Annotated in this window: 8 protein-coding genes; 2 read left to right on the top strand and 6 right to left on the bottom strand. The window is 73.1% G+C overall.

The window, feature by feature from the left end; all coding sequences use genetic code 11:
* The coding region (locus tag E8D34_RS14645; RefSeq protein WP_206056738.1) for a hypothetical protein at positions 1 to 775 on the top strand (775 nt) is incomplete at its 5' end.
* Between the two features lie 140 nt (positions 776 to 915).
* On the opposite strand, the gene E8D34_RS14640 is transcribed toward E8D34_RS14645, so the two are convergent.
* The 6 genes from E8D34_RS14640 to glp all read right to left on the bottom strand — a co-directional run bounded on the left by E8D34_RS14640 (position 916) and on the right by glp (position 8,679).
* The gene (locus tag E8D34_RS14640) at positions 916 to 1,464 is read right to left on the bottom strand and encodes a hypothetical protein (RefSeq protein ID WP_136595376.1); all 549 of its coding nucleotides are present in this window, start codon (positions 1,462 to 1,464) and stop codon (positions 916 to 918) included.
* 28 nt (positions 1,465 to 1,492) lie between these two features.
* Positions 1,493 to 2,914, bottom strand: a complete 1,422-nt coding sequence (locus E8D34_RS14635; RefSeq protein ID WP_136595375.1) for a hypothetical protein — start codon at positions 2,912 to 2,914, stop codon at positions 1,493 to 1,495.
* Positions 2,914 to 4,638, bottom strand: a complete 1,725-nt coding sequence (gene treS / locus E8D34_RS14630) for a maltose alpha-D-glucosyltransferase (RefSeq protein ID WP_136595374.1) — start codon at positions 4,636 to 4,638, stop codon at positions 2,914 to 2,916. The genes E8D34_RS14635 and treS overlap by 1 nt, the downstream gene beginning before the upstream one ends.
* Entirely contained in the window at positions 4,635 to 6,665 is a 2,031-nt protein-coding gene (locus E8D34_RS14625) for an alpha-1,4-glucan--maltose-1-phosphate maltosyltransferase (protein WP_136595373.1), read from the bottom strand. Before E8D34_RS14625 ends, treS begins: the two co-directional genes overlap by 4 nt.
* Positions 6,666 to 6,747: 82 nt before the next feature.
* The gene (locus tag E8D34_RS14620; RefSeq protein ID WP_206056737.1) at positions 6,748 to 7,380 is read right to left on the bottom strand and encodes a hypothetical protein; all 633 of its coding nucleotides are present in this window, start codon (positions 7,378 to 7,380) and stop codon (positions 6,748 to 6,750) included.
* A 72-nt stretch (positions 7,381 to 7,452) separates the two neighbouring features.
* Positions 7,453 to 8,679, bottom strand: coding sequence for a gephyrin-like molybdotransferase Glp (gene glp, locus E8D34_RS14615; RefSeq protein ID WP_136595372.1), 1,227 nt, complete (start codon positions 8,677 to 8,679; stop codon positions 7,453 to 7,455).
* Positions 8,680 to 9,071: 392 nt separating this feature from the next.
* On the opposite strand from glp, the gene glgP reads away from it, so the two are divergent.
* The gene (gene glgP, locus E8D34_RS14610; protein WP_136595371.1) at positions 9,072 to 11,699 is read left to right on the top strand and encodes an alpha-glucan family phosphorylase; all 2,628 of its coding nucleotides are present in this window, start codon (positions 9,072 to 9,074) and stop codon (positions 11,697 to 11,699) included.
* The last annotated feature ends 7 nt before the right edge of the window (positions 11,700 to 11,706 follow it).

The following is an 11,706-nucleotide window of genomic DNA, read 5'->3' as shown; positions in this document are numbered from 1 at the left end:
GGGCGTCAACACGATGGAGGTCCACGACGTGGCGGGCAACGTCACCACGGTGACCTTCACGCTCGACACCACCGGGCCCGTCCTCACGGAGAAGGACGGGTCGTCGGAGACCTCCCGCTCGTACTCGATCGACGACGGCGAGCTGGGGAGCGGAGTCGCGGGAGTCCGTGTCAACGGTCAGGACCGGCCGCTGACCGTCAGCCGGTGGTCGGACGTCAACGACATCATCGACGGCAACCACTGGGGCGCCCTGGCCGGGGAGAACATCCTCGTCGCCTACGACGCCCTCGGCAACGAGACGACGCTGACCTTCACACTGGCCTCGTCGGTGATCCCGCAGCCCGAGCAGGTTCCCGTCCCCGAGGCAGAGAGCCCGACGGCCGAGGAGGGCCCCGCTGTCGAGGAGAACCCTGCTGTGGACGAGGGCCCCGCTGCGGAGGAGAGCCCCGCCGTGGAGGAGCAGACCCCCGCCGGCGTCCCGGACGCGGAGGAGGACGAGGTCGCGGCGCCGCACCTGCCGATCCCCCCTGTCACGTCGTCGCCGGAGGTGACCGCGGTCCAGCTCGTCGCCTCCCGTACCGCTCCGGTCGCTACGTCGCTTCCCGCCACGGGCAGGATCGTCGGGGCGCCACAGGCCGCCTCTGGCGACGAGGGGGTCGGGCCGGCCGCCGCCTCGACGGACCGGGACCGGTCCGAGGTCCCGATGCTCGGCGGGTGGGGCCTGATGGCCATGCTCGGCTGCGCAGGAGCGCTGTTCCGGCGCTTCCGCGCCTGATCGCCCCCCCGACGCCGCCGGGCAGCCCCTCCAGCGGCCCGGCGGCGGCGACCGGGCGCCGGCTCGGCCGCGGCGCGGCGCTCGGGGAGCCCGGGGTCACGGTCGGGTAGCGGGTGTCGAACGGTGATCGACCAGGTGAGTCAGGCGGCGTTCCAGAGCCGGTACAGCGCCCGCGGTAGGCCCCAGACCCCGCGCGCGGTCGTGCGGTCGTCGGCGTCCAGCACCCCGAGCTCGCGCCACTGCGGGGTCAGGTGGCTGAGCGCCGCGGCCAGCACCTCGAGGAAGCCCTCGGGGTCGTCGATCTCGCCCTCGATCTCCTCCAGCGCGTTGACGTCGGCGAGCACGGCCTCGGGGTCGAGCGCGGAGCCAGGCCCGCGGTCGACGACGCCGAGGGCCAGGCCGAGCCAGTCCGCGTGCTGCAGTGCCGCGACGGCCGACATCGTCTCGATCTCGAGGTCGTCCAGCTCGCGGTCCTCGTCCGGCTCGTCGTCCGGTGCGATCGTCTCGGCCAGGGCGTCGAGCCAGCGCGCGTCCTCCTCGCCGACCTCGTCGCCGAGGCCGTCGACCCGCTCGGCGAGGTAGTCGGCCGCGGCCTGGTCGACCGCCTCGAGCTCCTCGAACCAGGAGTCGATCTCCTCGTCTGTGATGTCCCACTCGCCGGGCACGTCGCCGGAACCGTCGTCAGCCATGCCACCCAGACTAGGCACCGCGCCGGGCTCAGGTCATCCGCTCCACGGCGCCCAGGGGGATCGGCAGCCACAGCGGCCGGTTGCGGGCCTCGTAGGCGCACTCGTACACCGCCTTGTCCAGCACGTACGCCGTCAGCAGGGTGTGCTCGGCGGCGGTGAGGTCACGCACCTCGGCGCCGGCCTCGGCGTCCGCGCCGACGTAGGCGGCCAGGAAGGCCTCCTGGTTGCGCGCGGCCCACTCCCAGGCGCGCCGGCCCAGCTGGGCGAGGACGTCGGGGTCGTCGTCGGTGCTGGAGGCGAGCAGCGCGTGGGCGGCGTAGTCGAAGGAGCGCAGCATGCCGGCGACGTCGCGCCACCGGGAGTCGGGCCGCAGCCGCTCGGCCAGCGGCTTGGCCGGCTCGCCCTCGAAGTCGACGACCTTCCAGGCGAGCGTGGTGCGCAGGGTCTGGCCGAGGTGCAGGTCACCGTGGACGCGCTGGACCTCGATCTCCGCGACGTCGGCGACGGCGCGCAGGGCTGCGCGCAGCGGCGTCGCGTGGGGTGCGAGCTCGGGGACGACCTCCAGCGCGGCCTCGAGGCGTGCCAGCATCCCGGCGGAGACCTCGTCGCCGGGGACCGTCCCGGTGCCGAAGGCGTCGCGCAGCTCGGCGTGGATGTCGGCCAGCGCGATGCCGAGGCGGGCCGCCTCGGCCGCGAAGTCACCGCCCACCTCGTCGGCGTGCAGGTCGGCCTCGGCGAACAGGTTGCGGACGCTGGTCAGCGCCAGGTCCCAGCCGTCGGTCGCGGTGCGCAGGAACTGCTGGAGCATGCCCAGCTGCAGCGGCCCCTCGGGGGGCTCGGCCTCCTCGCGGAACTCCACCCAGCCGTAGAGCTCGGCGACGTGGGTGGAGCCCACCTCGGTGAGCACCCGGTGGGTGGCGATGTCCGGGTTCGACCCCGGGGTCACCTTGCGGAAGAGCTTGAGCACCGCGTCCTCGCCGAAGAGCACCGAGGAGTTCGACTGCTCGCCGGTGAACAGGCTGGCGGGCGCGGTCAGGTCCAGGTCGTGGCCCGCCAGCCGGACGAAGACGAGTCCCTCGGTGTCGTCGCCCGGCGCGGAGCCGGGCACGAAGGCGGCCAGCACCCGGGCCATCGCCGCCCGGTCGTGCACGGCGTCGTAGGCGAAGACGGTGCCCCCGGCGCAGTCGGGGTCGTCCCAGACGCCGACGGTGGCGTGGCCCAGCTGCTCCTGCGGGACGTCGTACAGCGAGAGCGGTACCTGGTACTGCTCCGAGGTGCCGTCCTCGTAGGTCACCGTGGCCAGGTCGACCGCGATCCGCGGGCCCTCCGGCACCGGATCGGTGATCAGGAGGCGACGCACGTGGCTCACCTCGAAGCCGCGCCCCTTGCCGCCGAACCACCGGGCCCGGTCCAGGAAGGTGTGCAGGTCTGCGCGGATGTGGTCGCTCATCAGAGCACGGGCCTCCCGGAGTCCGGTGCGGTCAGTCGGAACCAGTAGAACCCGTAGCCGGTGAGAGTGAGCAGGTACGGCAGCTCCCCGATCGCAGGGAACGGGACCCCGCCGAGGAGCTCGACGGGCACCCAGCCCTCGAAGCGGCGCAGGTCCAGCTCGACGGGCTGGGGGAACCGGGAGAGGTTGTTGACGCACAGGATCACGTCACCGCCGGCGCCCGCGCCGACCCGCTCCGGGTCGGGCGCCAGCTCGCGCACGTAGGAGAGCACGGTCGGGTTGGAGCCGCCCAGGTCGGTGAAGGTGCCCAGCCCGAACGCCGGGTGCTGGCGCCGGGCGTGGATCATCCGCCGGGTCCAGTGCAGCAGGGAGGAGGGGCTCTCCAGCTGCGCCTCGACGCTGACGGACTGGTAGCCGTAGACGGGGTCCTGGATCACCGGCAGGTGCAGCTTGCCGGGGGTGGCCGAGGAGAACCCGGCGTTGCGGTCCGGGGTCCACTGCATCGGGGTGCGGACGCCGTCGCGGTCGCCGAGCCAGATGTTGTCGCCCATCCCGATCTCGTCGCCGTAGTACAGGACGGGGGAGCCGGGGAGCGAGAGCAGCAGCGCGGTGAACAGCTCGATCTGGTTGGTGTCGTTGTCGAGCAGGGAGGCGAGCCGGCGGCGGATGCCGATGTTGGCCTTCATCCGCGGATCCTTGGCGTACTCGCCCCACATGTAGTCGCGGTCCTCGTCGGTGACCATCTCCAGGGTGAGCTCGTCGTGGTTGCGCAGGAAGATGCCCCACTGGCAGCCGTCGGGGATCTGCGGGGTCTGCTCCAGGATCTCCGAGATCGGGATCCGCGACTCTCGGCGCACCGCCATGAAGATGCGGGGCATCACCGGGAAGTGGAACGCCATGTGGCACTCGTCGCCGCCGACCGAGGGATCGCCGAAGTACTCCACCACGTCCGAGGGCCACTGGTTCGCCTCGCACAGCAGCACCCGGCCCGGGTAGTGGTCGTCGACGAACTTGCGCACGGTCCTGAGGAAGGCGTGGGTCTCGGGCAGGTTCTCGCCGTTCGTGCCGGGCCGCTCGTAGAGGTACGGCACCGCGTCGAGACGGAACCCGTCCAGGCCCATGTCCAGCCAGAACGCCATCGCGTCCAGGATCGCCTCGTGCACGGCCGGGTTGTCGAAGTTCAGGTCCGGCTGGTGGTGGAAGAACCGGTGCCAGTAGTACTGGCCGCGCTCGGTGTCCCAGGACCAGTTGGACGGCTCGGTGTCGACGAAGATGATCCGCGCCTCGGCGTACTCCTCATCGGTGTCGGACCACACGTAGAAGTCGCCGTACGGGCCGTCGGGATCCGACCGCGAGGCCTGGAACCACGGGTGCTGGTCGCTGGTGTGGTTCATGACGAAGTCGATGATCACCCGGATGCCGCGTTCGTGGGCCGCGTCGAGGAACGCGTGGAAGTCCTCGACGGTGCCGCACTCGGGGAGGATCCCGGTGTAGTCGGCGACGTCGTACCCGCCGTCGCGCAGCGGCGAGGTGAAGAACGGCGGGATCCACAGGCAGTCGACGCCGAGCCAGTGCAGGTAGTCCAGCTTCTCGATCAGGCCGCGGAAGTCGCCGGTGCCGTCGGCGTTGGCGTCGCGGAAGGAGCGCACCAGCACCTCGTAGAAGACCGCGGTGCGGTACCACTCCGGCTCGTCGTTGAGTGGGGTCAGGCCCGTGCCTGTCATGGCTGCGACCACCTCACGCTCAGCACGTGCGCGGGCTCGCCGTGCGGGTCGAGCTGGACGTAGTTGTGCGGGCCCCAGGTCCAGTCCGCCCCGCTCAGCTCGTCGTGGACGGCGAAGGTGGCGCCCTCGGGCAGGCCGAGCGCGGCCAGGTCCAGGTGGACGTGGGTGGTCCGGGCGTGGTGCGGGTCCAGGGTGAGCACCACGATCAGCCGGTCGACGCCGTCGGGGGAGTCGGGGGAGCCGGACGCGGCGGTCTTGCTGAAGCAGAGCACCTGGTCGTCCTCGGTGGCGTGGACGCGCAGGTTGCGCAGCTGCTGCAGCGCGGGGTGCGCGCGGCGCAGCTCGTTCAGGCGGGTCAGGTACGGCGCCAGGCTGGTGCCCGCCTCCTCGGCGGCCGCCCAGTCGCGGACCCGGACCTGGTACTTCTCCGAGTCCAGGTACTCCTCGCTGCCGGGCCGCACGGCGACGTGCTCGCACAGCTCGTAGCCGGCATACACGCCCCACGCCGGCGAGGCCATCGAGGCCAGCACGGCGCGGATCTTGAAGGCCGGCGGGCCGCCGTACTGGAGGTACTCGTGCAGGATGTCGGGGGTGTTGACGAAGAAGTTCGGCCGCACCCGGTGCGCGGACTCCGCGCTCACCTCGCGCAGGTAGTCCTCGACCTCGCCCTTGGCGGTGCGCCAGGTGAAGTACGTGTACGACTGGTGGAAGCCGACCGCGCCGAGCGTCTGCAGCATCGGCGGCTTGGTGAACGCCTCGGAGAGGAACAGCACGTCGGGATCGGTACGGCGGATCTCGGCGAGCAGCCACTCCCAGAAGGCCACCGGCTTGGTGTGCGGGTTGTCGACCCGGAAGATCCGGACGCCGTGGTCCATCCAGTACCGGACCACCCGCAGCACCTCGGCGGCCAGGCCCTGGGGGTCGTTGTCGAAGTTGAGCGGGTAGATGTCCTGGTACTTCTTCGGCGGGTTCTCGGCGTACGCGATGGTGCCGTCGGCGCGCGTGGTGAACCACTCCGGGTGCTCGGTGACCCACGGGTGGTCCGGCGCGCACTGCAGCGCCAGGTCGAGGGCGACCTCCAGGCCGAGCTCGCCGGCGCGCGCCACGAACGCGTCGAAGTCGTCGATGGTGCCCAGGTCGGGGTGGATCGCGTCGTGGCCGCCGTGCCTGCTGCCGATCGCCCACGGCGAGCCCGCCCAGTCCGCGGGCGTCGGGCCGGGCTCGGTGAACACCGTGTTGTTGGGGCCCTTGCGGTTGACCTCGCCGATCGGGTGGATCGGCGGCAGGTAGATCACGTCGAAGCCCATCGACGCGACGGCGTCGAGACGCTTCGCCGCGGTGGCCAGCGTGCCGGGGACGACCTTGCCGCTCTTCTGCTTGATCCGGGCGCCCTCGGAGCGGGGGAAGAACTCGTACCAGGAGCCGTACAGCGCGCGGGTCCGGTCCGCGAAGAACGGGAAAGGACCCTCCACGGTGACCAGCTCGCGCAGCGGGTGGGCGCGCAGCGCCGCGATCACCTCCGGCGCCTCGAGGGCAGCCAGCCGGGCGGGCACCGGGCGGGCGGTGTCCGTGGCCGCCGCCAGTGCGCCGGCGAGCGCGTCCCTCTCCGCCGCGGCGCTGGCCGGCAGGGTCGCGGCGACCCGCTCCAGCAGCAGCCGTCCTTCGAGGAACATCAGCTCGGTGTCGACCTCGGCGCGGATCTTGATCCCGGCGTCGTGCTGCCAGGTCGCCACCGGGTCGGACCACGCGTGGATCTCGAACGCCCAGGCGCCGGGGAGGTCCGCGGCGACCCAGGCGCCGTACCGGTCGACCGTGTGCCGGTCGATCGTCGGCAGCGGATCCATCCGCACCGGCGCTCGCCGTGAACCGTCCGGGGCGACCAGCACCACCTCCGCGCCGAGCCGGTCGTGGCCCTCGCGGAACACCGTCGCCGACACGGGGAAGGGCTCGCCGACGGCCGCCTTGGTAGGGGCGTCGCCGCCCGCGAGCACGGGGCTCACGTCGATCACCGGGATGCGTCCGACCATGCCGCCCACCCAACCGGTGACCGCCGGTCCGTGCAAGGTGCCGCGTGCGAATCGAGACGGATTTGTCGAGAGTCTCAGCAGGTCATCCGCGGGGCGGGCGCCGCGAGAGCGTCGCGGCGACCACCAGCCCAGCGAGCAGCGCGCCGAGCGAGCCCAGCGCCTCGTCGCCCAGGGTGTCCTCGTAGGCCGTGCCGAGCTCGGTGCCGTGCCGGATGAAGGTGTACCACTCGCCGAGCTCCCAGCCGATCGCGAGCAGCGCCCCGAGCCCGGCGACGAGCAGCACCACGGCCCACCGCGGGCGGACGGCGCCACAGGCCAGCAGGCCGATCCCGGCGCACAGCAGGAACCAGTTGACGAAGTGGTTGGCGTCGTCCCACCACACGACCGTGTCGTAGAGGTCGAGCGTGTTGCCGGTGACGTCGATCAGGAACGGCAGCATCACCAGCGTGAACGCGCCCCACGGCGGGGTCGGCCGGGGCGACGGCTCGGCGCCGGCACGGCGGCCGGGGCGGGTGGCCAGCCACCACCACGCCGGTGCGACGAGCATCATCAGCGGGTAGGCGACCAGTCGGGCCCCGAACGCCTTGCCGGAGAACTGCGGCAGGTCCGGGGCCAGCGTCGCCAGCAGCAGCTGGCCGACGGTGGCGGTCAGCACCAGTGCGGGCACCCACCACGGCGTGCCGCGTCGGAGGGTGGGTGTCGTGGTCGTGGTCACCGGCGCATGGTGCCCGACGACGCGTCCGGCGGCAGCCGAACGCAGGAAGCCGGCGCCGGCGCTGAGGCACGGTCAGCCGATGAGCAGGTCCCAGACGGTGACCGGCTCGCCCGCGCGCACCGCGGTCTGCTCGGCGGGCAGGTCGATCAGGCAGTCGGCACCGGCGAACCAGCCGAGGAAGCCCGACCCCGGGGGGCCCCACGGCGCGACGGTGCCGGCGGCGCGGTCCCAGCGTCCGCGCCGCAGCTGGCGCTTGCCATCGGGGGAGACCAGGTCCTCGGTCAGCGTGGCGGTCGCGGTCGGCCGGTCGGGGACCGGGTGCCCGAGCAGCCGACGCAGCGCGGGGCGCACGAAGACCTCGAACGAGGTGAGGGCGCTGACCGGGTTGCCCGGCAGGCAGACCACCGGCGTGCCGGCGAAGGAGCCGGCGCCCTGCGGCATCCCGGGCTGCATCGCGACCTTCCCGAACGCGACCCCGCGGGGAGCGAGCGCCTCCTTGACCACCTCGTAGGCGCCCGCGCTCACCCCGCCGGAGGTGATCACGAGGTCGATCGGCGCGTGCGCGGCCAGCGACTCCTCGAGCGAGTCGAGGAACGCTGGTACGTCGTCGGCGACCCAGCGACGACGGAGCGCCTCGCCACCCGCGTCGGCGACCGCCGCGGCCAGCATCGCGCTGTTGGAGTCGCGGATCTGGCCGGACTCCGGCAGCGGGTCCGCGGCGAGCTCGGAGCCGGTGGAGACCAGGAGCACCCGGGGGCGCCGGCGGACCAGCACCTCGCGCACGCCGAGCGCGGCCAGCGCGCCGAGCTGGGCCGCGCCGAGCAGGGTCCCGGCGGCGACCACCTCCTGCCCGACGGCGACGTCGGAGCCGGCGGCGCGGACGAAGGAGCCGGCGGCGCGCGCGGCGCGGATCCGGACCCGCTCGGTGCCCCCGTCGGTCTCCTCGACCTCGACCACGGCATCGGCGCCGGTCGGCACCGGCGCGCCGGTCATGATCCGGTGGGCCGTCCCGGGCTCGAGCGCGCCGCGGGCGGCGCCGGCCGGTATGTCGGCGGCCACCGGCAGGTCGACGGGGGAGTCGGGGGAGGCGCCGGCGATGTCGCGGGCCCGGACCGCGTAGCCGTCCATCGCGGAGTTGTCGAACGAGGGCAGCGCTTCCGGCGCGGTCACCGGCTCAGCCAGCACCCGTCCGAGCGCGTCGCCGGTGCCGATCCGCTCGGCGCCCAGCCCGGTCGGGTTGCCGGCGTCGAGCAGGAGCGCGACGCGCCGCTGGTGCTCGACGACGGGGACGGGGGCCACCGGGCCAGCGTAGTGGTGGCGTCGCGGCGTCCGGTGGTTTCGAGGCTCGGCGCCGGGGCGCCTCGCACCTCAACCACCGGTGGGCGATCGGCGGCCGACTGCGTGCGCGGCAGCGTGGCGCGAGCGCAGCGAGCGAGCTTTCCCGCGATGCAGACGCGGCGAGACGCCAGGACACCGCGACCACCGCGGCGGCCGACTGCGTGCGCGGCAGCGTGGCGCGAGCGCAGCGAGCGACATCGCTCGCGCCATCCAACGCTGGGTCCGCGGGCGAGGAAGCCCCCATGACTCCTCCTCGCCCGCGGTGACCGTTTAACGTGACACCGGGTCACAGTGTTACGGCTCATATCCAATTGGTTCTTTTAACGATCCAGAGACGGCGCTAGGTTCGGCGCATGCGTGCGATCCGCCGTTTCTCGGTCCGCCCGGTCCTGCCCGCCGACCTCGCCGCGCTCGGCGAGCTCGCCGCCAACCTGCGCTGGTCCTGGCACCCGCCGACCCAGGCGCTCTTCGCGGAGGTCGATCCCGACCTGTGGGCCGACCATCACCACGACCCGGTCCGGCTGCTCGGCGCGGTCAGCAGCGAGCGGTGGGCGGAGCTGGCCGCCGACACCGGCTTCGTCGAACGGGTCGCGCGGGCGCGCGCCGACCTGGCGTCGTACCTGAGCGCGGACCGCTGGTACCAGAAGGTCAGCGTCGCGGAGGCGGAGACCGCCTGGCCGGCCGCGGTGGCGTACTTCTCCCCGGAGTTCGGGATCACCTCGGTGCTCCCGCAGTACTCCGGCGGCCTCGGCATCCTCGCCGGCGACCACCTCAAGGCGGCCAGCGACCTCGGCGTGCCGATCGTCGGCGTCGGACTGCTCTACCGGCACGGCTACTTCAAGCAGTCGCTCTCCCGCGAGGGCTGGCAGCTGGAGTCCTACCCGGTCCTGGACCCCGACGAGCTGCCGATCTCGCCGTTGCGCGAGGCCGACGGCTCGGTGGCCACGATCAGCCTCGGCATGCCCGGCGGCCCCGACCTGCTGGCCCGGATCTGGGTGGCCCAGGTCGGTCGGGTGCCGCTGCTGATGCTCGACACCGACGTCGAGGGCAACCCCGACCACTACCGCGAGATCACCGACCGGCTCTACGGCGGCAACAGCGAGCACCGGCTGCGCCAGGAGCTGCTGCTCGGGGTCGGCGGGGTCCGCGCGCTGCGGGTCTGGTCGCGGATCACCGGCGCCCCCGCCCCCGAGGTCTTCCACACCAACGAGGGCCACGCCGGCTTCCTCGGCATCGAGCGGATCCGCGAGCTGACCGCGGACGGCGGCCCCGGCCTGACCTTCGAGGAGGCGCTGGAGGTCGGCCGAGGCTCCACGGTCTTCACCACCCACACCCCGGTCCCGGCCGGTATCGACCGGTTCCCGCGCTCCCTGATCGAGCAGTACCTGGACGCGGCCGGCGGCGCCACGCCGGAGGTGCCCACGGACCGGGTGCTGGCACTCGGCGCCGAGGACTACGAGGGTGGCGACCCGGGCGTCTTCAACATGGCGGTGATGGGGTTCCGGCTGGCCCAGCGCCTCAACGGCGTCTCGCTGCTGCACGGCGAGGTCAGCCGCGGCATGTTCAAGGGCCTGTGGCCGGCCTTCGACACCGAGGAGGTGCCGATCACCTCGATCACGAACGGCGTGCACGCGCCCACCTGGGTGCATCCCGAGGTGTTCGCGATGGCCGCCGCCCACGGGGCGCTGGCCGACCCGACAGAGGTCGGCTCCGCCGAGGACACCGCGGCCTACTGGGCGGCCGTCGACAAGGTGCCCGGCACCGAGGTGTGGGCCACCAAGCGTCGGCTGCGCGAGCACCTGGTCGCGGACGCACGGCGCCGGCTGCGTCGCTCCTGGGAGAAGCGGGGCGCGACGCCGGCCGAGCTCGGCTGGATCGAGGAGGCGCTGGACCCCGACGTGCTGACCATCGGCTTCGCGCGCCGGGTGCCGTCGTACAAGCGGCTGACGCTGATGCTGCGCGACCCCGACCGACTCCGCGGGCTGCTGCTGCACCCCGAGCGCCCGGTGCAGCTGGTGATCGCTGGCAAGGCGCACCCCGCTGACGACGGCGGCAAGCGGCTGATCCAGGAGCTGGTCAGGTTCGCCGACGAGGCCGGCGTGCGGCACCGCATCGTCTTCCTGCCCAACTACGACATCGCGCTGGCGCAGCCGCTCTACCCCGGCTGCGACGTCTGGCTCAACAACCCGTTGCGCCCCTACGAGGCGTGCGGCACCTCGGGCATGAAGGCCGCGCTGAACGGTGGGCTCAACCTCTCCATCCTCGACGGTTGGTGGGACGAGTGGTACGAGCCGGAGTTCGGCTGGGCGATCCCCTCGGCCGACGGCCCCGGCCTCTCCGGCGACCCGGACACGCGCGACGACCTCGAGGCCGCCGCCCTCTACGACCTGATCGAGCACGAGGTGGCGCCGCGGTTCTACGAGCGCGACGCCGACGGCGTGCCGGTGCGCTGGGTGGAGATGCTGCGCCACACCTGGAAGGAGCTCGGTCCCAAGGTGCTGGCCACCCGCATGGTCGGCGACTACGTGCGCCGCCTCTACGCCCCCGCGGCGGGTGTCGGCAGGACGCTGGACACCCCCGACGACGGCTACCGCCGCGCCCGGGAGCTGGCCGCGTGGAAGGCCCGGGTGCGCGGCGCCTGGTCCGGGGTCCGGGTCGAGCACGTCGAGTCGCACGGTCTCCCTGACGTCACCGAGGTCGGGCACAGCCTGGAGGTGCACTGCTACGTGGCGTTGGGGGAGCTGGCGCCCGAGGACGTCGAGGTGCAGCTGGTGCACGGCCGCGTCGACGCCGAGGACGTGCTGGAGGGGGCGAGCGCGAGCCCGCTGGCGCTGGTGGAGTCCTACGAGGGCAACCGGCACCGGTACGACGGCGGCGTCGAGCTCACCAGGAGCGGGGCGTTCGGCTACACGGTGCGGGTGGTGCCGCGCCACCCGCTGCTGATCTCGCCCGCCGAGCTGGGCGTGGTCGCCACCGCGTGAGGCCGCC

Origin of the sequence: Nocardioides sp. GY 10113 (assembly GCF_004919105.1) — a bacterium.
Lineage (GTDB): Bacteria > Actinomycetota > Actinomycetes > Propionibacteriales > Nocardioidaceae > Nocardioides.
Note: the sequence above shows the minus strand (reverse complement) of the source record. Positions and strands in the feature narration are given on the sequence as shown.